The 22,402-nt window shown below is 67.1% G+C and carries 19 protein-coding genes; 7 read left to right on the top strand and 12 right to left on the bottom strand.

Annotated features, from left to right (window positions below; translation table 11 throughout):
* Positions 1-35 precede the first annotated feature (35 nt).
* Positions 36-932 carry a LysR family transcriptional regulator gene (locus tag ABE422_RS00095; RefSeq protein ID WP_346482195.1) on the bottom strand — a complete coding sequence of 299 codons (897 nt, stop codon included), beginning with the start codon at positions 930-932 and terminating at the stop codon, positions 36-38.
* A 104-nt stretch (positions 933-1,036) separates the two neighbouring features.
* Here ABE422_RS00095 and ABE422_RS00090 point away from each other — a divergent pair, with 104 nt between their 5' ends.
* Together ABE422_RS00090 and dbpA are read left to right on the top strand one after the other, a co-directional pair.
* Positions 1,037-2,113 (top strand): YeiH family protein, encoded by a 1,077-nt coding sequence (locus ABE422_RS00090; protein WP_346482194.1) that lies wholly within the window; start codon positions 1,037-1,039, stop codon positions 2,111-2,113.
* 33 nt (positions 2,114-2,146) lie between these two features.
* Entirely contained in the window at positions 2,147-3,529 is a 1,383-nt protein-coding gene (gene dbpA / locus ABE422_RS00085; protein ID WP_259260417.1) for an ATP-dependent RNA helicase DbpA, read from the top strand.
* A 145-nt stretch (positions 3,530-3,674) separates the two neighbouring features.
* Here the strand turns inward: dbpA and ABE422_RS00080 are convergent, their stop codons facing one another.
* The 4 genes from ABE422_RS00080 to ABE422_RS00065 form a co-directional block, all read right to left on the bottom strand.
* Positions 3,675-4,211, bottom strand: a complete 537-nt coding sequence (locus ABE422_RS00080; protein ID WP_123729042.1) for an adenine phosphoribosyltransferase — start codon at positions 4,209-4,211, stop codon at positions 3,675-3,677.
* 42 nt (positions 4,212-4,253) lie between these two features.
* On the bottom strand, positions 4,254-5,819 hold the full coding sequence (locus ABE422_RS00075) for a protein adenylyltransferase SelO family protein (protein ID WP_313218046.1): 1,566 nt from the start codon (positions 5,817-5,819) through the stop codon (positions 4,254-4,256).
* Between the two features lie 37 nt (positions 5,820-5,856).
* Positions 5,857-6,549, bottom strand: coding sequence for a glutathione S-transferase (locus ABE422_RS00070; RefSeq protein ID WP_313211580.1), 693 nt, complete (start codon positions 6,547-6,549; stop codon positions 5,857-5,859).
* A gap of 208 nt (positions 6,550-6,757) precedes the next feature.
* The gene (locus ABE422_RS00065) at positions 6,758-6,967 is read right to left on the bottom strand and encodes a cold-shock protein (protein WP_017356920.1); all 210 of its coding nucleotides are present in this window, start codon (positions 6,965-6,967) and stop codon (positions 6,758-6,760) included.
* Between the two features lie 301 nt (positions 6,968-7,268).
* Here ABE422_RS00065 and ABE422_RS00060 point away from each other — a divergent pair, with 301 nt between their 5' ends.
* Positions 7,269-7,745, top strand: a complete 477-nt coding sequence (locus tag ABE422_RS00060; RefSeq protein WP_346482102.1) for a YaiI/YqxD family protein — start codon at positions 7,269-7,271, stop codon at positions 7,743-7,745.
* 127 nt (positions 7,746-7,872) lie between these two features.
* Here ABE422_RS00060 and ABE422_RS00055 read toward each other — a convergent pair whose 3' ends face one another.
* Positions 7,873-8,757, bottom strand: coding sequence for a pseudouridine synthase (locus ABE422_RS00055; RefSeq protein ID WP_346482193.1), 885 nt, complete (start codon positions 8,755-8,757; stop codon positions 7,873-7,875).
* Between the two features lie 41 nt (positions 8,758-8,798).
* On the opposite strand from ABE422_RS00055, the gene ABE422_RS00050 reads away from it, so the two are divergent.
* The 3 genes from ABE422_RS00050 to ABE422_RS00040 all read left to right on the top strand — a co-directional run bounded on the left by ABE422_RS00050 (position 8,799) and on the right by ABE422_RS00040 (position 12,693).
* A complete protein-coding gene (locus ABE422_RS00050) occupies positions 8,799-9,350 on the top strand; it encodes a YaeQ family protein (protein ID WP_346482100.1) in 552 nt (183 codons plus the stop codon).
* Positions 9,347-10,531: an NAD(P)/FAD-dependent oxidoreductase gene (locus tag ABE422_RS00045; RefSeq protein ID WP_313218039.1), complete on the top strand. Its 1,185-nt coding sequence runs from the start codon at positions 9,347-9,349 to the stop codon at positions 10,529-10,531. The genes ABE422_RS00050 and ABE422_RS00045 overlap by 4 nt, the downstream gene beginning before the upstream one ends.
* Before the next feature lie 92 nt (positions 10,532-10,623).
* Entirely contained in the window at positions 10,624-12,693 is a 2,070-nt protein-coding gene (locus ABE422_RS00040; protein WP_313211575.1) for an EAL domain-containing protein, read from the top strand.
* A 166-nt stretch (positions 12,694-12,859) separates the two neighbouring features.
* Here ABE422_RS00040 and fabV read toward each other — a convergent pair whose 3' ends face one another.
* The 6 genes from fabV to queA form a co-directional block, all read right to left on the bottom strand.
* Positions 12,860-14,119 (bottom strand): enoyl-ACP reductase FabV, encoded by a 1,260-nt coding sequence (gene fabV, locus ABE422_RS00035; RefSeq protein WP_313211574.1) that lies wholly within the window; start codon positions 14,117-14,119, stop codon positions 12,860-12,862.
* 838 nt (positions 14,120-14,957) lie between these two features.
* Positions 14,958-15,932, bottom strand: a complete 975-nt coding sequence (gene secF / locus ABE422_RS00030; protein WP_313211573.1) for a protein translocase subunit SecF — start codon at positions 15,930-15,932, stop codon at positions 14,958-14,960.
* 19 nt (positions 15,933-15,951) lie between these two features.
* A complete protein-coding gene (gene secD, locus ABE422_RS00025; protein ID WP_313211572.1) occupies positions 15,952-17,805 on the bottom strand; it encodes a protein translocase subunit SecD in 1,854 nt (617 codons plus the stop codon).
* A 58-nt stretch (positions 17,806-17,863) separates the two neighbouring features.
* Positions 17,864-18,208: a preprotein translocase subunit YajC gene (gene yajC / locus ABE422_RS00020; RefSeq protein WP_019183141.1), complete on the bottom strand. Its 345-nt coding sequence runs from the start codon at positions 18,206-18,208 to the stop codon at positions 17,864-17,866.
* A gap of 155 nt (positions 18,209-18,363) precedes the next feature.
* Positions 18,364-19,494: a tRNA guanosine(34) transglycosylase Tgt gene (tgt, locus tag ABE422_RS00015; protein WP_176989755.1), complete on the bottom strand. Its 1,131-nt coding sequence runs from the start codon at positions 19,492-19,494 to the stop codon at positions 18,364-18,366.
* Between the two features lie 66 nt (positions 19,495-19,560).
* The gene (gene queA, locus ABE422_RS00010) at positions 19,561-20,592 is read right to left on the bottom strand and encodes a tRNA preQ1(34) S-adenosylmethionine ribosyltransferase-isomerase QueA (RefSeq protein WP_346482192.1); all 1,032 of its coding nucleotides are present in this window, start codon (positions 20,590-20,592) and stop codon (positions 19,561-19,563) included.
* 247 nt (positions 20,593-20,839) lie between these two features.
* Here queA and ABE422_RS00005 point away from each other — a divergent pair, with 247 nt between their 5' ends.
* Entirely contained in the window at positions 20,840-22,336 is a 1,497-nt protein-coding gene (locus ABE422_RS00005) for an aminotransferase class III-fold pyridoxal phosphate-dependent enzyme (protein WP_313218031.1), read from the top strand.
* Positions 22,337-22,402 lie beyond the last annotated feature (66 nt).

The raw sequence follows: 22,402 nt of genomic DNA, 5'->3' as shown, positions 1-22,402 counted from the left end.
CTGACCATTGTACGGTCTGACGGCAACCGCGTCGCTTACTCCTGACCGAACGCGTCCGCAGGCAGCCCCAGCAGCGCCCACAGCGCCGCGGGCACCCGCTTGGCCGGATGGCGTACCACCCACAGCTGGCGCGACATCGGCGGCACCGGCGTTTCCACGACGCGCACGCTGCCCAGCGCGAGCAGATCGGCCACCGCATGCCGCGACAGGCACGCCAGGCCAAGCCCGGCCGCAGCCGCCTGCTTGATCGCCTCGGTGCTGCCCAACTGCATGGCGCGGGCAAAGTGATGCAGGTGCGGCAGCAGCGCCTGCTCGACCGCCTCGCGGGTGCCCGAACCCGGCTCACGCAGCAGCCAGCGGGCCTGCGCCAGCGCCCCGACGTCCATGCACGTGGGCGTCGTTCCCGGCGCGGCCACGATGACCAGATCATCGCGTTGCCACGGCAGCACCTGCAGGCCGCTTTCATGGCACGGGCCTTCAATCAGGCCCAGATCGACCTCCAGCCGCTGTACGGCCGCGACAACGTCCGCGCTGTTGCCGATCCGCAGGTCCACCTGCGCCTGCGGGTTATCGGCCAGCAGCGCGGCGACGCAGGACGGCAGCAGGTAGTTGCCGATCGTGGTGCTGGCCCCGAGCCGCAGCAGCAGAGGCAGGACGCCGGCGCTGGACTGCCCTGCGCCGGCGAGCCGCTCCAGATCGGCGGCGGCGACCAGCAGCGCGCGGGCCGGATCCAGCAGCGCCCGCCCCTGCGGATTGAGCACCAGCCGACGCCCGATCCGGTCGAACAACGGGCTGGCCAGGTGGCTCTCCAGTTCGTTGAGCGCGGCACTGGTGGCCGACTGCGACAACGCCAGCTGCGCGCCCGCCGCGGCCGTGGTGCCGGCGTCGGCAATGGAGACGAAAACCTGCCATTGGCGGAGGGTGAGGTGCATGAGGCCAATTAACGCACCAAACAGGTCGAATTGACATGAACAATGCGTTTTACAGGTTCATCGGCGACGCGCAGCCTAGGGCTGTGCTTTGACTGGAGACCCTTGTGAACACTTCTGCCGCCGCCCTGCCCTCACCCACCACCGCGCAGCGCTGGCGCGGCCGCCTGCCCGGGCTGCTGCTGACCGGCGCCGTTGCAGCTGCGGCCATGGGACTGGCGCCACTGCCGTGGCTGCAGGCGCACGGCATCAGCGCGCTCACCCTGGCCATCGTGCTGGGCATCGCGCTGGGCAACACCCTTTACCCGCGGCTGGCGGTCCATGCCGGCGCCGGGGTCGGCTTTTCCAAGCACTGGCTGCTGCGGGCGGGCATCGTGCTGTACGGCCTGCGCCTGACCTTCCAGGATATCGGCCAGGTCGGTATCAGCGGGGTGCTGATCGATGCGCTGGTGCTGACCAGCACGTTCGCGCTGGCCTGGTGGGCCGGCACGCGATGGTTCGGTCTCGAGAAGGAAAGCGCCCTGCTGATCGGCGCCGGCAGCTCGATCTGCGGGGCGGCGGCGGTGATGGCGGCCGAACCGGTGGTGCGCGGGCGCGCCGAGCAGGTGACGGTGGCCGTTTCCACCGTGGTGGTGTTCGGCACGCTCGCGATGTTCCTGTACCCGCTGCTGTACCAGGTCAATCAGGCGCACGGCTGGATCCCGATGAGCGCGCAGGTCTACGGCGTGTTCACCGGCTCGACCGTGCACGAGGTTGCGCAGGTGGTCGCGGCCGGGCGCGCGGTGAGCGCAGCCGCGGCCGACACCGCCGTGATCGCCAAGATGGTGCGGGTGATGATGCTGGCACCGTTCCTGATCGGGCTGTCGATGCTGTTGGCACGCCGGGGTACGCCGGGGGCGCCCGGCCAGCGCGCCAGGATCGTGGTGCCCTGGTTCGCGTTCGGCTTCGTGGCGGTGGCCGGGCTCAATTCGCTGCAGGTGCTGCCGGCGGCCATCGTCAGTGCAGCGATCGATCTGGACACCGTGTTGCTGGCGATGGCGATGGCCGCGCTCGGTCTGACCACGCACGCCTCGGCGCTGCGCAAGGCCGGGATGAAGCCGCTGCTGCTGGCGCTGCTGCTGTTCGGCTGGCTGTTGGCGGGCGGGTTGGGGATCAACCTGGGCGTGCACGCGCTGCTCGGCTGAGGCACGCCGGGCGGACTTCTGCGACACTACCGCATGTCTGAATTCTCCTCCCTGCCGCTGAAACCAGCGCTGCTGCCCGGCATCGATGCCATGGGCTATACCTCGCTCACCCCCGTGCAGGCCCAGAGCCTGCCGGCCATCCTTGAGCGCCGCGATGTCATCGCACAGGCCCCGACCGGCAGCGGCAAGACCGCGGCCTTCGGGCTGGGCCTGCTGCAGGCGCTGGACCCGTCCGTGACCCGCGCCCAGGCGCTGGTGCTGTGCCCGACCCGCGAGCTGGCCGACCAGGTCGGCAAGCAGATCCGCAAGCTGGCCACCGGCATTCCGAACCTGAAGCTGCTGGTGCTGACCGGCGGCATGCCGCTGGGCCCGCAGCTGGCCTCGCTGGAGGCACACGATCCGCAGGTCGTCGTCGGCACCCCCGGGCGCATCCAGGAGCTGGGCCGCAAGCGCGTCCTGCATCTGGGCGGCGTGACCACCCTGGTGCTGGATGAAGCCGACCGCATGCTCGACATGGGCTTTGAAGAGCCGATCCGCGAGATCGCCGGGCGCACCAGCAAGGACCGCCAGACGCTGCTGTTCTCGGCGACCTTCCCGGATGAGATCCGCGAGATCGCCCGCGTGCTGCTGCGCGATCCGGTGGAAGTGACCGTGGAAGGCGCCGATCACGCGCCGGCGATCCGCCACCTGTTCTGCGAGACCGAGCTGGCACTGAAGCAGAAGGCGCTGGCCGGCCTGCTGCTCAAGTACACGCCGGAATCGGCCGTGGTGTTCTGCAACACCCGCCGCGATGTCGACGATGTCGCCATTTCGCTGCAGCAGTTCGGGTTCTCCGCGCTGCCGCTGCACGGCGAGATGGAGCAGCGCGACCGCGATGAAGTGCTGGTGCGCTTCGCCAACCGCAGCTGCAACGTGCTGGTCGCCAGTGACGTCGCCGCGCGAGGCCTGGATGTGCAGGATCTGGCCGCGGTGATCAATTACGAGCTGCCGACCGATATCGAAACCTACGAGCATCGCGTTGGCCGCACCGGCCGCGCCGGTGCCACGGGCCTGGCGATCAGCCTGGTGACGCACCGCGAGCGCAACCGCGCCGATGCGCTGGAAATGGCACAGGGCAAGCCGCTGGACTGGCAGAAGACGCCGCTGGCCACCGCGCGCCCGCCGGTGCTGCCGCAGGCCGCGATGACCACGCTGCGCATCGATGGCGGCAAGACCGACAAGCTGCGCCCGGGCGACATCCTCGGCGCACTGACCGGCGATGCCGGGCTGGCAGCCAAGTACATCGGCAAGATCGACATCTACGCCACGCGTTCGTATGTGGCCATCGCGCGCGAACATGCCGGCCGGGCGATCGCCCAGCTGGAGGCCGGCAAGATCAAGGGCCGCCGGTTCCGCGTCCGCAAGATGGATGTCTGAGCGGTAGAGCCGACCGTTGGTCGGCTGATCGCTTCACGCATTGGGTAGAGCCGACCGTTGGTCGGCTGCACTTGCGTCGGGGCGTTTGAGGTGCCGGCCAGCGGCCGGCACTACCAGTGGCGGCGCGCCCGCGCGGTTTTCCGGCTCAATAGACCAGGTTGGCCAGCAGCGGGACGTCATCCGTCCAGCGGTCGCGGCCGCCAAGGCCCGCCAGTTCCACCAGCACGGCCGCGCCGACCACCTCGACCTGCAGCTGGCGGGCCAGCGACAACGCCGCCAGCAGGGTGCCGCCCGTGGCGAGCACATCATCGATCACCAGCACGCGTGCGCCGGCCGGCAAGGCATCGGCGTGCACTTCGATGCTGTCGGTGCGGTATTCCAGGGTGTAATCCTGGCGCAGCACCTTGCCCGGCAGCTTGCCCGGCTTGCGCACCGGCACGAAGCCCACGCCCAGCACCCGCGCCATGGCCGCGCCGAGGATGAAACCGCGCGACTCGATCCCCATCACCGCCTGCAGATTGGCATCGCGCCAGGGCGCGACCATCGCATCGATGGCGGCCGCGAAATCCGGGCCGTCGGCGAGCAACGGCATGATGTCCTTGAACAGGATGCCCGGCTTGGGGAAATCGGCGATGTCGCGCAGGCGGCCGGCCCAGGCGGGCGTGGCGGAAGACTCGGTCATGATCGGCACAGCACAAAGGGTGGCATAGGGTAACCGAGCGCCCTACGAGCTGCAGGACAGCATCGAGCAGCCGGCCTTCACACGCGCCCACTCGGGTCGCTTGGCCGCGAAGTGCTCGCGCCCGGGCTGCACGTCATACGGGCGCCGCAGCACCTCCAGCAGCGTGTGCACGCCACTGAGGTCGCCCTGCTCCGCCTGCTCGATCGCCTCCTGGGCCAGCCAGTTGCGCAGCACGTAGACCGGGTTGGCGCGGCCCATCTGCTGCTGACGCGCCTGTGCACTCAGGCCATCCGAACGCAGGCGCACCGCGTACTGCTGCAGCCATGCCTGCAGCGACGGCAGCACCGCTTCGCGACGGGCCGGGCTGTAGAACGCCTCCTCCAGCACCGCCACCGAAGGCGATGCAGGATCGATCGCCATCAGCCCGCGGAACGCGAGCGTCATGTCCATCTCGCCCTCGTGCAGGATCTCCAGCCAGGCCGCCATCAACGCCACGTCGTCATCGCGGCAGCCGTCCAGGCCCAGCTTCGCGGCGATGTCGGCGCGCTCGCATTGCGCGTGCACCTGCTGGAAGCGCGCCAGCCCGTCATGCAGCGGGGTGACATCCTCGAACAGCGGCGCCAAGGCCTGCGCCAGCCGGGTGAGATTCCAGTACGCCACCTGCGGCTGCGTGCCGAAACGATAGCGTCGGCCCTGCGCGTCGGTGGTGTTGGGGGTCCACTCGGGATCGTAATCCTCGACCCAGCCATACGGGCCGTAATCGATGGTGAGCCCGAGGATGGAGAGGTTGTCGGTGTTCATCACGCCATGCACGAAACCGACGCGCATCCAATGCGCGACAAGCACCGCGGTGCGCTCGCAGATGTCGGCAAACCAGCGCGCATGGCGCGCCTCGCCCGCCTCTGCCAGCGCAGGAAAATCGCGCGCGATGCAGACATCGGCCAACTGCCGCAGCAACGTCGTGTCGCCGCGCGACGCCGGCAGTTCGAAGCTGCCAAAGCGGATGAACGACGGCGCGACGCGACACACGATCGCGCCGGGCTCGGCTTCAGGGCGACCGTCGTAGAACATGTCGCGCACCACGGCATCGCCGGTGCCAACCAGACTCAGCGCCCGCGTGGTCGGCACACCGAGGTGATGCATCGCTTCGCTGCACAGGAACTCGCGGATGGACGAGCGCAGCACCGCCCGCCCGTCGGCGCCCCGCGAGTACGGTGTGCGCCCGGCGCCCTTCAACTGCAGCTCCCAATGCGCACCATCCGGAGTGAGCAGCTCGCCCAGCGAGATCGCACGGCCATCGCCGAGTTGCCCCGCCCAATGGCCGAACTGATGCCCACCGTAGTTGGCCGCCCACGGTGCCATCCCGGCATACAGCGCATTGCCGCCGAACACCCGCGCGAAATCCTCGCTCTCGATCAGGTCCTCGCCCATGCCCAACAGCGTGGCCACCTCAGGCGAGTACGCCAGCAGCTGTGGCGCGGCGACCGGCGTCGGCATGACCGAAGACCACGCGGCCTCGCGCACCTCCCGCACGCGCGGGCCGGTTTCCGGGTCGCCGGGCAGGTCGCGGATGAAACGGTTGTCGAAACGCAGGGGCTGGGTGCTCATCGGTATGAAATGGGGGCAGACCGGCTGCGCCGCAAGTTCAGCGCGAACCGCCGCCGAGGTTCAACGGACCGCCGCGCTCCACCGCACGCTGGTACGCCGGGCGCTGCTCGATCCGCGCCAGGTACGCCTGCAGCCGTGGATAGGCGGTCATGTCGCCACCGCGCGCGGCGGCGGCCTGGATCGGGAAGCTCATCTGGATATCGGCAGCGGTGAAGCGTTCACCGGCAAACCACGGCGACTGGCCGAGCTCGCGTTCCATCCAGTCCATGTGCAGCTTCACCTGCGGACGCACGAAGCCGTTCAGCGCCTTGTCGGCGATGGAGCGTGCGATCGGCTTGGCGAAGAACGGCATCGGCGCCTTGCGCAGGCGCGAAAACACCAGCGTCATCACCAGCGGCGGCATTGCCGAGCCTTCGGCGTAGTGCATCCAGTAGCGGTAACGCACGCGTTCGGGGGCCTGGGCCGGCATCGGCTCGGGCGAGAGCTGGCGGCCGCTGTCGTAGCGGTCGGCCAGGTATTCCAGGATCGCGCCGGATTCGGCCAGGACCAGGGCGTCGTCCTGCAGCACCGGCGATTTTCCCAGCGGGTGCACGTCGCGCAGCGCCTGCGGTGCCAGCCAGGTCTTGGGATCGCGCTGGTAGTTGACGACCTGGTACGGCAGGCCCAGTTCTTCGAGCATCCACAACACGCGCAGCGAGCGCGAGTGGTCCAGATGGTGCACCTTGATCATCGAGGGTTCCGCAGGGTCAAAGCGGCATCGTAACCGGGCAACAGGAACGATGACGTCTTCAACGGGGTCTGCGATGACGTCTTCAACGGGGTCTGCGATGACGTCTTCAACGGCTCTGCGTCGACGATGGCCGGACGCCGCCCAATAAAAAACGCCGGAAGCTTTCGCTTCCGGCGTTTTAGGCGACCTTACGGTTGCGGGGGGTCGATTAGACCGCCTGCACCTGGTCAGCCTGCATACCCTTCTGGCCCTGCACGGCGACGAAAGTCACCTTCTGGCCTTCCTGCAGCGACTTGAAGCCGGTGCCCTGGATCGCGCGGAAATGCACGAAGAGGTCCGGGCCGCTTTCCGGGGTGATGAAGCCGAAGCCCTTGGCGTCGTTGAACCACTTCACGGTGCCCTGCTGACGATCAGACATGTACTAACTCCTGAAACAATAGTTGAAATAATCGCGGCCGCCGCGTATCGGAGCCGAGACTGAGTTGCAGGCGTTGGTAAAGCGGATCGATGAGCAGATCGTGAGATCAACTGCACCAGGCCACGATTCACGGTGACCCTAGCAAACACAGTGTGGGTGACGATACTCGTGTTTTACCGAAAAAGCGATAGCTGGGTGATTCAGCCATCCTCCCCCTCCCGCCTGACAGGACAAGGGGTCGGGCGATCCTACACGAAATCGCACCCCCTATTCAGATTTTTCCTACCTTAAGATCAGCCAAATGACCGATGCCCCGACCCCTAAAGTTCACATCTGGGTGGACGCCGACGCCTGTCCGGCCGTCATCAAGGAGATCCTGTTCCGGGCCGCCGAGCGCGCCGGGATCGAGATGACGCTGGTCGCGAACCACTGGCTGCGGACCCCTCCGTCCCGTTTCATCCGCTCGATCCAGGTTCCGCCGGGCCTGGATGTGGCCGACAGCGTGATCGTGGAACGGGTCCAGCCGGGCGATCTGGTCGTCACGCAGGACATCCCGCTGGCGGCCCTGGTGTTGGACAAAAAGGCCATCGCATTGAACCCGCGCGGCGACCTGTACACCCCGAACAACATGGCCGAGCGGCTGTCGATGCGCAATTTCATGGAGGAACTGCGCGGCGCCGGCGTTCAGACCGGCGGCCCTCCGCCGCTGCATGCGCGGGACAAGCAGGCCTTTGCCGCGCAACTGGACCGCTGGCTGGCCAAGCGTTCGGCAAGATGAACGGACGGATGGCGGGTCGAGGTCCGGCGCGGCGGAAAGTCGCGGCCCGGTAGTGCCGGCCGCCGGCCGGCTCCTCCGTAGCGCTTGGTGACCACCACACACCCCGGCAGCCGGCCAGCGGCCGGCTCTACAGGTGGAGCGACAGGCCGCTGGTGAACGTGCGCCGCTGCCCGCTCAGCGGGTCATCGAACGTCAGTTCCTTCGCCAGCAACTGCAGCGGCGTATCCGCCGGCCCGTCCGCGAGCAGGTCTGGGTACAGATCATCGCCCAGGATCGGCGCGCCCAGCCCCGCCATGTGCACGCGCAGCTGGTGCTTGCGGCCGGTGACCGGGTGCAGCCGGTAGCGCCAGACCGGTCCGGTGCTGTCCACCACCTCGATGCGGGTTCGGGCATTGGGCTCACCGGGCGCCTCGGTCATGCGGAAGAACGGCTCACCGGGGACCAGTCGCGTATGGCGTTCCAGCGGGAACGCCAGGGGCGGCAATGCCGGCGCCAAGGCTTCGTACACCTTCTCGATGCGCCGCTCGCGGAACAGGCGCTGGTAGGCATCGCGGCTGTCTGGCCGGGTGGAGAACAGCACCAGCCCGGCGGTCAGCCGGTCCAGGCGGTGCAGCGGCACCAGATCCCGGTTGCCGGTGCGCGCCACCAGCCGGGCCAGCAGCGTCTCGCGCACGTAACCGCCGGCAGGAGTGACCGGCAGGAAGTGCGGCTTGTCTGCCACCAGCAGGTCCGCGTCCTGGTGGACGATGTCCTCGGCGAAGGGAATCACCGGCTCATCGGCCACTTCACGGAAATACACGATCTCCAGCCCCACCTGCCAGGCCTGGTCCGGCGCGAGCGGCCTGCCCTGCGCGTCCTGCACCCGCCCCCGGGCGAAGCGGTCTGCCCACTGCGCGCGGTCGATGCGCGGAAAGCGCGCACACAGTCCCTCCAGCAGGCTCGGCCAGTCGCCGGGGGGCAACTGCAGGCGGCTGGGTGCGGGGGCAGCGAGGATCGGATCGGACGGGCTCATGGCGAACCATTATCATGGCGCTCTTTGTTTCAGGTATCCCCATGGCCCTCACCGCCACCATCCGCAAGGCCGAACTACAGATCAGCGACATGGATCGCGGCTATTACGCCAGCCATACGCTGACGCTGGCCCAGCACCCGTCCGAGACCGACGACCGCCTGATGGTGCGCCTGCTCACCTTCGCGCTGAACGCCGATGACCGGCTGGAGTTCGGCCGCGGCCTGAGCGTGGACGACGAGCCGGACCTGTGGCGACGCGACTACACCGGTGACGTCGAGCTGTGGATCGAACTGGGCCAGCCCGACGAGTCGCGCCTGCGCAAGGCCGCCGGCCGCGCGCGCGCGGTGCAGCTGGTCACCTACGGCGGCCGCGCCGCCGACATCTGGTGGGACCGCAACGCCTCCGCACTGAAGAAGCTGTCCACGCTGGCCGTGATGGACCTGCCGGGCGAGTTCGTCACCGAATGGGGCGCGCAGATCGAACGCACGATGCAGTGGGACGTACAGATCCAGGACGGCGAAGTGCAGTTGACGTCCGACAAGGCGCAGCTCAGCGTCATCCCCACCTGGCGCAAGCAGAAGCCGCAGGCGTGAGTGTGATCCGCTGTGATGTGCTGGTCATCGGGGCCGGCGCGGCCGGGCTGATGTGCGCGATGACCGCAGGCAAACGCGGGCGCCTGGTGCAGGTGATCGACCATGCCAACAAGGTTGGCAAGAAGATCCTGATGTCCGGCGGCGGGCGCTGCAACTTCACCAACACCGGCACCACGGCGGCCAACTTCCTGTCGGCCAATCCGCATTTCTGCAAATCCGCGCTGGCCCGTTACACGCCATACCACTTCATCGAGATGGTGGAGCGGCACGGCATCGCGTATCACGAAAAAGAGCTGGGCCAGCTGTTCTGCGACATCTCCTCCAAGCAGATCGTGAAGATGCTGGTGGACGAATGCCAGGCCGCCGGCGTGCAGATCCGCACCGACTGCGGCGTGCAGAAGGTGGAGCGCGGCGCGGACGGCTTCCACGTGCACACCGCGCAGGGGCACTTCCATGCCGCCTCGCTGGTGGTGGCCACGGGTGGCCTGTCGATCCCAAGCATGGGCGCGACCGGCTTCGGCTATGAGCTGGCCCGCCAGTTCGGCCATGAGGTCCTGCCGACCCGCGCCGGGCTGGTGCCACTGACCCTGAGTGGCAAGCATCAGGAGCGCTTCAACGATCTCAGCGGCGTGGCCCTGCCGATCGAAGCGCGCTGCAACGGCACCGAGTTCCGCAACTCCATGCTGATCACCCACCGCGGCATCAGCGGCCCGGCGATCCTGCAGATCTCCTCGTACTGGCAGCCCGGCGATACGCTGCACCTGGACCTGCTCCCCGGCCAGGACGCGCTGGAGTGGCTGCGCCGGATGAAGGCCGAACGCGGCGCCGCCGAGCTGCGCACGGTGCTGTCGGAGGTGTTGCCGCGCCGGCTGGCGCTGCGCCTGTGCGAGCACTGGCTCCCGGACCGGCTGGTGCGCCAGATCGACGAGCCACAGCTGCGCGAGGCGGCCGAGCTGTTGCAGAATTTCCCGCTGGTGGCCAGTGGCACCGAGGGGTACCGTACCGCCGAAGTGACGCTGGGCGGAGTCGACACCCGGAAGGTGTCCTCCAGTACCTTTGAATCGCACGTGGTTCCCGGCCTGCACTTCATTGGGGAGGTGCTGGACGTGACCGGCTGGCTGGGGGGCTACAACTTCCAGTGGGCCTGGGCCTGTGGCCATGCGGCAGGGAGCGTGGCCTGAGCCGAAACCAGCGTTCCGTGATCGGCTACCGTTTGCCGCATGGACGTAGTCACACGCATCGTGTATCAAGTTTGCAGTCCGGGGAGTAGTGAATGCAGAACGCGAATGACATGACGGTCCGCCTGCTGATCGTGGACGACAGCGGCGAGAACGCCGAGACCATCGTCAGCACGCTGCGCAACAGCGGCATCGCGGTGCGCCCGACGCGCCCGCAGCACAGTGAGGAACTGGCCCAGGCACTGGGTACCCAGCCGATCGACCTGGTGCTGGTCACCGCGGCGCAGAGCATCCCACTGCTGCAGGTGACCCAGCAGATCGCGGCCAGCGGCAAGGACATCCCGATGATCCTGCTGGCCGAATCGATCAACGAAACCGAGTGGGTCGAGGCCGGGGCCAATGGCATCCGCGCCATCGCCCTGCGCCACCGCCCCGAGCACCTGCTGGCGGTAGTGCGCAACGAATGGACCGATCTGCATGCGCGCCGCGGGCTGCGCCGGATCGAGGCGCAGATGCGCGAGACCGAGCGCCGCTGCGATGCGCTGATCTCCTCCTCGCGCGACCCGATCGCCTACATCCATGAAGGCATGCACATCCGGGCCAACGAGGCCTACCTGGAGATGTTCGGCTACGAAACCTTCGACGATGTGGAAGGCATCTCGCTGCTGGACATGGTCGCCCCGCAGCATGTGGACGGCTTCAAGCAGCTGCTCAAATCCATGAGCAAGGGCGATGCGCCGCCGCCGCAGTACCAGGTGGATGCGCGCAACCAGGACGGCGCGGTGTTCCCGGCCACGATGGAGTTCACCCAGGCCAGCTATGAGGGCGAATCGTGCCTGCAGGTGGTGTTCCGCCGGCGCATGGAGTTCGATCCGGAGCTGGCGCGCGAGGTCGAGGACCTGCGCCAGCGCGACCAGGTCACCGGCCTGCTCAACCGCCCGACCTTCATGTTGCATGTCGAACATGCCGTGGCCCAGGCCGGTCGCAGCGAGGGCCGGTTCGGTCTGCTGTTGATCGAACCGGATCATTACGCGCGCCTGCTGCCGGAGATCGGCCTGGACTCGGCCGACACACTGATCGGCGCCCTCGCCCGCGTGCTGGCCCACTCGGTGGGCGACACCGCACAGGTGGCGCGCTTCGGCGAGCACAGCTTTGCCGTGCTGACCGAAGCGCCCTACGCGCAGACCGTCGCCCTGGCCGACCAGATCCGTGAGGCATTCGCCTCGCAGGTGTTCAGCATCGGCGAGCGTTCGGCCACGGTCACGGTCAGCGTGGGCGGTGTGCAGGTCGGTGAAAAGATCGCGAGCATCGGCCAAGTGCTGGCGCGTGCCACCGAGTGCACCCAGGCGGCACTGGAGCTGGGCAACACCACCCGCGTATTCGATCCGGCCGCGGTGGATCGCGTGGAAGAAGAACGCATCCAGCACTGGGTCGCACGCATCCGCCAGGCCTTGGCCGGCGATGGCTTCCAGCTGCATTACCAGCCGGTGCTCAACCTGCAGGGCGAAGCGCTGGAGCTCTACGAAGCCTACCTGCGCCTGGACCACAACGGCGAGCTGCTCAGCCCGACGGCCTTCCTGGGCATTGCCGAGGATCACGGGTTGCTGGCCGACATCAACCGCTGGGTGGTCACCCACGCGATCGGCATGCTCGCCGCGCGCAAGCGCGAGGGCCATGTGACCCACCTGATGGTGAAGATCACCCCGGAGTCGTTCAACGACCCGCAGATGATCGCCACGCTCCGGCGCGAACTCGAGGCGCAGGGCGTGCCGGGCGAACAGCTGTGGCTGCATGCGCCGGAGGCCAAGGTGTTCACCCACCTGCGCAATGCCCAGCAGTTCCTGGCCGCGGTCGCCCCGCTGGGCTGCCGGATCGGTCTGGAGCAGTTCGGATCAGGACTGGATTCGTTCCAGCTGCTGGCGCACTTCCAGCCGCAGTTCCTCAAGCTGGACCGCGACTTCACGTCCGACTTCGCCCGCACCCGCGAGCACAGCGAGAAGATCAGCGAGATCACCGCGCGTGCGCAGGCCGCCAACATCCGGACCATCGCCGAGTTCGTCGCCGATGCCAACTCGATGAGCCTGCTCTTCAGTGCCGGCGTGGATTACGTGCAGGGTGAGTTCGTCGGCCCGGCGGGGCCGGTGATGAACTTCGACTTCAGCTGAGCGTCTGAGTGTCACGACCAACGGTCGTGACCTACGGCTTCCCGGACATCCGGGTGCGCTGCCGGCGCATCCCGCTGCGCCGCATGGGCGTCACGGCGCGGCGCGTGGGCATCTGCGCGCACCACACCGGTAGATGCCGACCGTTGGTCGGCATCCCTCCTTCCGATCAGGCCATCTCGACCAGGTTCGGAATCTTCACGTCGGTGGCGACATCGGCGTCGTAATCCACGCCTTCCACGCCGAACCCGAACAGACGCAGGAAATCGGCCTTGTAGCCGGCCAGATCGCTGATCTCGTACAGGTTCTCGTTGGTCACCTGCGGCCACAGCGCGACCACCTCGCCCTGCACCTCCGGTGCCATTTCCTTGTAGTCCGCGCGCAGGCGGCCGGCGTCATCGATCAGCTCGACCTTGCGGCCGCCATCGGTGACCAGATCGTGGCGCAGGCGCTCGGTTGCGGTGCCCGCGTCCTTGCCGCCGTAGAGGATGTCGTACAGCGTATCGAGCTGCTCGATGCAGCCTTCATGCGTGCCCTTGGCCTTCATCACCTTGAACAGCAGCGACAGGTACAGCGGCATGGTCGGGATGGCCGAGCTGGCCTGGGTGACCACCGCCTTGAGCACCGACACGCGCGCATCGCCACCGATCGGGGCCAGCTTCTGGCGCAGACCGACGACCTTCTCGTCCAGATCCTTCTTGGCCGCGCCGATGGAGCCGTTCCAGTAGATCGCCTGGGTGATTTCCTCACCGACATAGGTGAAGGCCGTGGTGGTCGCGCCCTCGGCCAGCACACCGGCCTCGAGCAGCGCATCGATCCACATCTGCCAGTCTTCGCCGCCCATGACGGCGACGGTGCCGGCGATCTCTTCGGGCGTGGCCGGCTCGATCGTGGTCTCGGTGATCACTTCCTTGTCGGTATCCAGGCCACGCAGCGTGATCGGCGCACCGATCGGCTTGAGCGTGGAGCTGATCACTTCACCGGTCTTGGGATGCTTGCGGCGCGGCGCGGCCAGGCTGTACACCACCTGGTCGACCTGGCCGAGGTCCTGCTTGATCAGCTCGATGACCTTGGCCTTGACCTCATCGGAGAACGCATCGCCATTGACGCTCTTGGCGTACAGACCGGCCTGCTCGGCGTACTTGTGGAACGCGGCGGTGTTGTACCAGCCGGCGGTGCCGGGCTTGGTCTCGGTGCCCGGGCGCTCGAAGAACACGCCCAGCGTGGCGGCATCGCTGCCGAAGGCGGCAGTGATGCGCGCGGCCAGCCCGTAGCCGGTGGAGGCGCCGAGCACCAGCACCTTCTTCGGGCCATTGGTGATCTTCGGCTTGGACTGGATGTAATCGATCTGCTGCTTGACGGCCGCATCGCAGCCGACGGGATGGGTGGTGACGCAGATGAAGCCGCGCACACGCGGTTTGATGACCATGTAAACCTCGAGGGGACTGGCGCAGGGCGGACCGGCGCGATGAAAAGGGAGGTCGCGCGCCACCGGAGCGGCTGCGCGGAACGCAAGGGATCGTAGTGCGCAGCGCTGCTTAGTACAACCGACGGGGGTGTATGTTCCTCGTGGCCTGGGACCGGTGAGGGCAGGTCGGGACGCGCCGTGAATCCGTCCGTGGAGGCTCGACACCCGCATCCATGCGGGTGACGGTCCCGCCCTGCCCTCACCGGCCCCTGCCCGACACAGGGTCGCTGCGGACGGAGAGCAGCCACGCATGGCGTGGCTCTACCTGCCACACCTGACGCTGTGACGAGTGCAGTGGATGCTGACTCTTGGAGATTGGCCGACTGTCGCCGAACCAGGATCGCGCGTGCAGAGAGTCACCAATGCCAAGGCCGATTCTTGCCCCACGTAGATCCACGCCAGCGCGGGAGCCGTTGCTTTGCTTTGCGTGGCTTTGCTTTGCGTGGCTTTGCTTTGCGTGGCTTTGCTTTGCGTGGCTTTGCTTTGCGTGGCTTTGCTTTGCCTTGCTTCGCTCTGCCCTACCAACCGCCACCCAGCCCCCTGTCTGGAGGGTGACGGATAGCGATGTGCAGGACCGTTGGAGCGCCATGGATGGCGCTCACGAGCCCCCAGGGATGGGTTTACGGCGGGTCCAGCACAGCGCTATCCGTCGCCCTCCAATAGTGAACATCCAAGGCGCCGCTCTGGCTGCGGCTCTGGCTCTGGCTCCAGCTCCGGCTCTAACTCCGGCTCTGGCCCCAAACAAAAAGAAAGGCCGCGCAATGCGCGGCCTTTCAGATGTTTCACACCACCAGAAACCTTACGGACGACGCTCCAACGCTTCCACGTCCTTGGCCTTCGGCAGCAGATCCTGCTTGGTCACCGCCAGCGCGCCCATCGTCAGCAGCGGGCAGGCAATGAAGATCGACGACAGGGTACCGATCACCGCACCGATCATCTGGCTCAGCGCCAGTCCTTCCAGCGAACCACCGCCGTACAGGTACAGCGCCAGCACCGACAGGAAGAACACCAGCGAGGTGATGATCGTGCGCGACAGCGTCTGGTTGATCGACCGGTTCATCACTTCCAGCGGCTCCACGCGCAGGCTGCGGAAGTTCTCACGCACACGGTCGAAGACCACGATGGTGTCGTTGATCGAGAAGCCCATCACCGACAGCAGACCTGCCAGCACGGTCAGATCGAACTCACGGCCACTCAGCGAGAAGTAACCCGCCACCACCAGCACGTCGAACAGCGTGGTGATGATCGCCACCATCGCGAACTTCCACTCGAAGCGGAAACCGATGTAGATCAGGAAGCCGATCAGCACGAACAGCGCTGCGTACAGGCCGTTCAGCGCCAGCTCTTTACCGACCTGCGGGCCGACAAACTCGGCACCCACGATGGCGGCCTGGTTGCCCTCCATCGAGATCGCTTTCTGCACGGCTTCGGCGGTGCGGTTGTTGGCCTCACCGGCGTTCTCGCCTTCGGCCATCTCCTGCGGCTGCAGACGGATCAGCAGGTTGCTGCCGCTGCCGAAGCTCTGTACCTGGGCACCGGCATAGCCGGCGCCTTCCAGATGGTCGCGCACGGCATCGACGTCAGCGGGCTTGTCGAAGCGGACTTCGACCACGGTGCCGCCGGTGAAGTCCAGCGCGTAGTTGAAGCCCTTGAAGGCAATGCAGCCGATGGCGGCAATGAACACCAGCGCCGCCAGGCCGATGGCCACCCAGCGGGTGCGCATGAAGTCGAACTTGGTGTCGTTCGGGATCAGATGCAACGGGAAAAGTTTCATGGTTTCTATTCGCTTCCCGTCAAATGGCCAGGGTCTTGAGCTTCTTGCGGCGGCTGTAGACCAGCACGGCAAGGGCACGCGAGACGGTGATTGCAGTGAACATGGAGGCCAGGATGCCGACGATCATGGTCACGGCGAAGCCCTTCAACGGACCGGTACCGAACGCATACAACGCCACACCCGCCAGGATGCCGGTGAGGTTGGCGTCCAGGATGGTCCCGGAGGCCTTCTCGTAACCGGCCACGATGGCCGTCTTGGGCGGCATGCCGGCCCGCAGCTCTTCACGGATACGCTCGTTGATCAGCACGTTGGCGTCGACCGACAGGCCGATCGACAGCGCCAGACCGGCGAAGCCGGGCAGCGTCATCGTCGCACTGAACAGCGACATCACCGCCACCACGATCAGCAGGTTGAACAGCATGGCCACCGAGGTGATCACGCCGAACATGCGGTAGTACACGGTGAAGAAGATCAGGGTGAACAGGAACGCGAAGCCGACCGCGGTCACGCCGCGCTCGACGTTCTCCGCACCCAGGCTCGGGCCGACGATGCGTTCTTCAACGAAGTCCATCGGTGCGGCCAGCGAACCGGATTTCAGCAGCTTGGCCAGGTTTTCCGCCTCGGTCTTCTCAAGGCCGGTGGTCTGGAAGTTCTTGCCGAACACGCCGTTGATGTTGGCGACCGAGATCACTTCTTCCTTGACGCGGAAGCTGCGCACTTCCTTGCCATCGACCACGTTCACGGTCGGGATGCGTTCGGTGTAGACCACCGCCATCGGCTTGTTGACGTTGGCGCTGGTGAAATCAAACATGCGCTGGCCGCCGACATTGTTCAGCGTCACGCTCACGGCCGCAGCGCCGTTCTGGTCGGTGGTGGCCTGGGCGGCGACCATCTGGTCACCGGTCACGATCACGCGCTTGTTGAGCAGGATCGGGCCACGGTTGTCACGCTGCTGGTAGACCTTGGCCTCCGGCGGGATACGGCCGCTGGTGATCGCGTCCTGGGCATTGCCCTCGACCACGGCGCGGTACTCCAGCGTCGCGGTGGCACCGATCATGCGCTTGGCTTCAGCGGTGTCCTGCACGCCCGGCAGCTGCACGACCACGCGGTCGGCACCCTGGCGCTGGATGATCGGCTCGGACACGCCGAGCTGATTGACGCGGTTGCGCAGCGTGTTGACGTTCTGCTCGATGGCGCCGTTGGCGATCGCGGTCAGTTCCGTCTCCGGCATGCTCACGGTGATGCGGTTGCCCGCCACCTCGTAGCCCAGCGTCGGCTGCGCCTTGACCATGACTTCGCGGGCACGCGCGGCGGCATCGGCACCGGCGGACGGGCTGATGGTGGCCACGATGGTGTTGTCGCCACGACGCTCAACCGACTGGTAGGCGATGCGGGCATCGCGCAGGCTGGTCCGCACGTCTTCGGCGTAGGCGTCCAGACGCTTGTCCAGTGCCGCCTTCTGGTCGACCTGCAGCACGAAGTGCACGCCGCCCTGCAGATCCAGGCCGAGCACCATCGGCTTGGCGCCGAGGTCGCTCAGCCACTCCGGCACGGTGGAGGCCAGGTTCAGGGCGACCACGTAGTCCTCGCCCATCTCGTCGCGCAGGGCGTCGTTGGCCGCGGTCTGCGCCTGCAGCGTCGGCAGGCGCACGATCAGGCTGTCGCCTTCCTTGGCCACCGACAGCGGCTCCACGCCGGCCTGCTTGAGGTCACCCAGCACGCGGTCGCGCAGGGCGTCGTCGATCTGCCCGCCACGGTTGGCGGTGATCTGCACGGCAGGGTCCTTCTGGTAGATGTTGGGCAGTGCGTACAACGCACTGACCGCCAACACGATCAGGATGAGGAAATACTTCCAGCGTGGAAATTCGAGCATTGCTTGGGTCCCGCGCGGTGCCCGTCCCGGCACCGCGGTTGAACGGAAAGGGAGTGGATCAGTTGGCCGACTTCAGCGTGCCGGTCGGCAGCACATTGCCCACGGCGCCCTTCTGCACGCGGATGCGCACGTTCTCGGCCACTTCGATGGTGATGAAGTTGTCGCCGATGTCGGTGACCACGCCGGCAATGCCGCCGTTGGTCAGCACTTCGTCACCGCGCTTGACCTTCTCCAGCATGGCCTTGTGTTCCTTCTGGCGCTTCATCTGCGGGCGGATCATCAGGAAGTACATGATCGCGATCAGGATGATCGGGAACAGCAGGGTGGTCAGACCCATGCCCTGCGGCTGGCCACCGGCGGCCTGGGCGTTGGCGGTGGGAATCAGGAAGGCGAGCAGGTTCATAGTGTGTCCTTGGGTTGGGAGGCGCCCTGCCCTCTTTGAGGGTCGGGGAGTCGCCGCGAAACGGGGGTCAGCCTCGAAGTATGCCATGGCCCCGGGAGTTCGTCCTTGGGCCGTTTGGCAGGGTTCGCGCGCTGGATCGGCTGGCGGGGGTCACTTTACAGCGCGGGCGTGACCGCACCACGGGCCGCGTAGAAGGACTCGCGGAAGGCGGTAAAGGTTCCCGCCGCGATCGCCTCGCGCATGTCGGCCATCAACTTCTCGTAGTAATAGAGGTTGTGGATGGTGCCCAGCATCGGCGCCAGCATCTCGTTGCAGCGGTCCAGGTGGCGCAGATACGAGCGGGTATAGCCGCTGGTGCAGGCATGGCAGCCGCAGCCCGGCTCGATGGTGTCCATGTCGCGCTCGTAGCGGGCGTTGCGGATGCGGACCGTGCCGAACGAGGTGAAATAGTGGCCGTTGCGGGCATTCCGGGTCGGCATCACACAATCGAACATGTCCACGCCGCGGGCGACGCCTTCGACCAGATCCTCCGGGCGGCCGACGCCCATCAGGTAGCGCGGGCGATCGGCCGGCAGGATCGGGTGCATATGGTCGAGCATGGCGTTGCGTTCGTGCTCGGGCTCGCCCACGGCCAGGCCGCCGATGGCGTAGCCGTCGAAGCCGATCTGCTGCAGACCCTCGGCCGAGCGGCTGCGCAGGTCGTGATGGACGCCGCCCTGGACGATGCCGAACAGCGCCGCGTCGTTGCCCAGTTCATCGTGCGCGTTACGGCTGCGCTGCGCCCAGCGCAGGCTCAGCTCCATCGAGGTGCGCGCGACCGGCTCGGTGGCCGGGTACGGGGTGCACTCGTCGAAGATCATCACCACGTCCGAATCGAGCACCTTCTGGATGCGCATGCTCTCTTCCGGGCCCAGGAACACACGGGCGCCGTCGGTCGGCGAGGAGAACGTCACGCCCTGCTCGGTGATCTTGCGGCGGTGGGCCAGCGAGAACACCTGGAAGCCGCCGGAGTCGGTCAGGATCGGGCCGTTCCAGCGCGCGAAGCCGTGCAGGCCGCCGTGGTCGGCGATCACGTCCAGGCCCGGGCGCAGGTACAGATGGAAGGTATTGCCGAGAATGATCTCCGCACCCAGCGCGCGGATCTGCTCCGGCAGGATGCCCTTCACCGAGCCATAGGTGCCCACCGGCATGAAGGCCGGGGTTTCCACGGTCCCGCGCGGGAAGGTCAGGCGGCCGCGGCGGGCGCGACCGTCGGTGGTCTGGAGCTGGAACTGGAGTCGGGACATGGAGCGGTCATTCGGGCAAATAGTCTGCCATTGTCGCCGAAAACGGCCGCGCCTGCCCCGCTGCCCTCATTCCCCCTGCGGGAACAGCAGCATCGCATCGCCATAGCTGAAGAAGCGGTACTTCTCCGCGATCGCGGCCTGGTAGGCCTCGAACACCCGGGCCTGGCCGGCAAACGCCGAGATCATCATCAGCAGCGTGCTTTCCGGCAGATGGAAGTTGGTCACCATCGCGTCCACGCTGCGGATCCGGTAGCCCGGCGTGATGAAGATCTGGGTTTCCCCGGCGTAGGGCAGCAGTTCGCCCTCGCGCATGGCGCTTTCCAGCGCGCGCACCACGGTGGTCCCGACGCCGATCACCCGGCCGCCCGCAGCCCGGGTGCGGCGCACCTGCTGGACCAGTTCAGCCCCGACGTTCAGCCACTCACGGTGCATCACGTGTTCTTTCAGATCGTCCACGCGGACCGGCTGGAAGGTGCCCGCACCCACGTGCAGGGTCACGTGGCCGAACGCCACGCCCTTGTCCTTCAACGTGGCCAGCAGGGCCTCATCGAAGTGCAGGCCGGCGGTCGGGGCGGCCACCGCGCCGATCTCGCGCGCGAACACGGTCTGGTAGCGCTCGCGGTCGTCCACGCCCGGCTCGCGCTGGATGTAGGGCGGCAGCGGCAGCCGACCGGCGTGCAGCAGCCATTGCTCCAGCGCCTCGGGCACGTGGAACTGCAGCACGTAGAACTCGCCGTCGCGGCCCAGCACCTCGGCCTCGCCACCGGCGTCGAGCGCGATGCGGCTGCCTGGCTTGGGCGACTTGCTGGCGCCGACCTGCGCGCGGGCCTGCTGGCCACCGAGCAGGCGCTCGATCAGGATCTCGACACGGCCGCCGCTGGCCTTCTGGCCGAACAGACGGGCCGGGATCACCCGGGTGTCGTTGAAGACCAGCAGGTCGCCGGGCTGCAGCAGGTCGGGCAGATCGCGCACCTGGCGGTGATCAAACGCGGCCGGGGCCGGCGGCACCACCATCAGGCGGCTGGCCGAGCGCTCGGCGAGCGGCGCCTGGGCAATCAGTTCAGGCGGCAGGTTGTAGTTGAAATCGGACTTCTTCAAGGGAGCGCACGGCAACGTGTAGGCAATGTCGGCCATTGTACGACTGGCCCTCGGTGGCAACGAAGGATTCGCCAAACGTCGCGCAAAATGCTGCTTTGCAACAGTTTTTGACGGGGTTATCGCGCGAAAAACCGCGTGCTAGCATCGAGCCGGAAGTCTGATGCACGAGCAGGAATGCCCGAAGCGCGCGCGAATAGACGCGCGTTTTGCTTTTTCGCCGTGCCGCCATCGTTTCAGGAGATCTGCAATGAGCTTCATCGAACGTCTCGCCCCGCTCCGCGCCCAGCCCGGCACCCGCCTCACCACCGGCCTGGATGACGCCACCCTCGAACGCCTGGCCGCCGGCCACCCCGCCCTGGTCGCCGCCATCGACGCCGCCGCCGCTGAATTCGAGCGCGTGCGCGCCGATCTTGGCGGCCTGCTGGCACTGGACGAGCGCGCCCAGATCGATGCGATGCAGGAGGGGTTCGTCAATTTCTATGCCGATGATGCGGTCACCCCGTACGTTGCCCTCGCCGCCCGTGGCGCATGGGTGGTCACCCTGAAGGGCGCGGTGCTGTACGACGCCGGCGGCTACGGCATGCTCGGCTTCGGGCATACCCCCGAGGCGGTGATGCAGGCGATGGCCGCGCCGCAGGTCATGGCCAATGTGATGACCCCCAGCCTGTCCCAGCAGCGCTTCATCCAGGCGTTGCGCAAGGAGATCGGCCACCGTCGTGGCGGCTGCCCGTACAGCCACTTCATGTGCCTGAACTCGGGCTCCGAAGCGGTAGGGCTGGCCGCCCGCATCGCCGATGTCAACGCCAAGCTGCAGACCGATCCGGGCGCCCGCCACGCCGGTGCGAAGATCAAGCGCGTGGTGGTGAAGGGCAGCTTCCACGGCCGCACCGACCGCCCGGGCCTGTATTCCGATTCCAGTCGCAAGACTTACATGCAGCACCTGGCCAGCTACCGCGGCGAGGACACGGTGATCGCGATCGCGCCCTATGACGAGGAGGCGCTCAAGCGCGTGTTCGCCGAGGCCGAACAGAACCGCTGGTTCATCGAGGCGGTCTTCCTGGAGCCGGTGATGGGCGAAGGCGACCCCGGCCGCTCGGTGCCGCCCGCGTTCTATGCGCTGGCCCGCGAACTGACCCGCCAGCACGGCAGCCTGCTGCTGCTGGATTCGATCCAGGCCGGCCTGCGCGCGCACGGCGTGCTCTCGATCGTGGATTACCCGGGCTTCGAAGGCCTGGATGTGCCGGACATGGAAACCTACTCCAAGGCGCTCAACGCGGCCCAGTTCCCGCTTTCCGTGCTGGCCGTGACCGAGCATGCGGCGCAGCTGTATCGCAAGGGCATCTACGGCAACACCATGACCTCCAACCCGCGGGCGCTGGACGTGGCCTGCGCCACGTTGTCGCTGCTGACCCCGCAGGTGCGCGAGAACATCCGCGTGCGCGGCGAGGAAGCCGTGCGCAAGCTGGAACAGCTCAAGACCGAGCTGGGCGGGCTGATCACCAAGGTCCAGGGCACCGGCCTGCTGTTCTCCTGCGAGCTGGCCCCGCAGTTCAAGTGCTATGGCACCGGCTCCACCGAAGAGTGGCTGCGCAACCATGGCATCAATGTGATCCATGGCGGCGAGAACTCGCTGCGCTTCACCCCGCACTTCGGCATGGACGGCGAAGAGCTGGACCTGCTGGTCGGCCTGGTCGGCCGCGCGTTGAAGGAAGGTCCGCGCCGGGAGCAGTCGCAGGCGGCCTGAGGCCGGCGGTACGAACAACGGCAGCCGACCAACGGTCGGCTCTACCCCCATGAACCCCGGTAGAGC

It is taken from the genome of Stenotrophomonas sp. TWI1151 (genome assembly GCF_039673135.1).
Taxonomy (GTDB): Bacteria; Pseudomonadota; Gammaproteobacteria; order Xanthomonadales; family Xanthomonadaceae; genus Stenotrophomonas.
Note: the sequence above shows the minus strand (reverse complement) of the source record. Positions and strands in the feature narration are given on the sequence as shown.

What these genes read in the sequence shown, in the direction of transcription:
- ABE422_RS00065 (WP_017356920.1), bottom strand. Translation starts at nt 6,967, where the DNA reads ATGTCTGATCGTCAGCAGGGCACCGTGAAGTGGTTCAACGACGCCAAG.
- ABE422_RS00040 (WP_313211575.1), top strand. Translation starts at nt 10,624, where the DNA reads ATGCAGAACGCGAATGACATGACGGTCCGCCTGCTGATCGTGGACGAC.
- yajC (WP_019183141.1), bottom strand. Translation starts at nt 18,208, where the DNA reads ATGAACCTGCTCGCCTTCCTGATTCCCACCGCCAACGCCCAGGCCGCC.
- ABE422_RS00055 (WP_346482193.1), bottom strand. Translation starts at nt 8,757, where the DNA reads ATGAGCCCGTCCGATCCGATCCTCGCTGCCCCCGCACCCAGCCGCCTG.
- secF (WP_313211573.1), bottom strand. Translation starts at nt 15,932, where the DNA reads ATGAAACTTTTCCCGTTGCATCTGATCCCGAACGACACCAAGTTCGAC.
- ABE422_RS00075 (WP_313218046.1), bottom strand. Translation starts at nt 5,819, where the DNA reads ATGAGCACCCAGCCCCTGCGTTTCGACAACCGTTTCATCCGCGACCTG.
- ABE422_RS00070 (WP_313211580.1), bottom strand. Translation starts at nt 6,549, where the DNA reads ATGATCAAGGTGCACCATCTGGACCACTCGCGCTCGCTGCGCGTGTTG.
- ABE422_RS00005 (WP_313218031.1), top strand. Translation starts at nt 20,840, where the DNA reads ATGAGCTTCATCGAACGTCTCGCCCCGCTCCGCGCCCAGCCCGGCACC.
- dbpA (WP_259260417.1), top strand. Translation starts at nt 2,147, where the DNA reads ATGTCTGAATTCTCCTCCCTGCCGCTGAAACCAGCGCTGCTGCCCGGC.
- ABE422_RS00095 (WP_346482195.1), bottom strand. Translation starts at nt 932, where the DNA reads ATGCACCTCACCCTCCGCCAATGGCAGGTTTTCGTCTCCATTGCCGAC.
- ABE422_RS00080 (WP_123729042.1), bottom strand. Translation starts at nt 4,211, where the DNA reads ATGACCGAGTCTTCCGCCACGCCCGCCTGGGCCGGCCGCCTGCGCGAC.
- ABE422_RS00060 (WP_346482102.1), top strand. Translation starts at nt 7,269, where the DNA reads ATGACCGATGCCCCGACCCCTAAAGTTCACATCTGGGTGGACGCCGAC.
- ABE422_RS00050 (WP_346482100.1), top strand. Translation starts at nt 8,799, where the DNA reads ATGGCCCTCACCGCCACCATCCGCAAGGCCGAACTACAGATCAGCGAC.
- tgt (WP_176989755.1), bottom strand. Translation starts at nt 19,494, where the DNA reads ATGTCCCGACTCCAGTTCCAGCTCCAGACCACCGACGGTCGCGCCCGC.
- fabV (WP_313211574.1), bottom strand. Translation starts at nt 14,119, where the DNA reads ATGGTCATCAAACCGCGTGTGCGCGGCTTCATCTGCGTCACCACCCAT.
- secD (WP_313211572.1), bottom strand. Translation starts at nt 17,805, where the DNA reads ATGCTCGAATTTCCACGCTGGAAGTATTTCCTCATCCTGATCGTGTTG.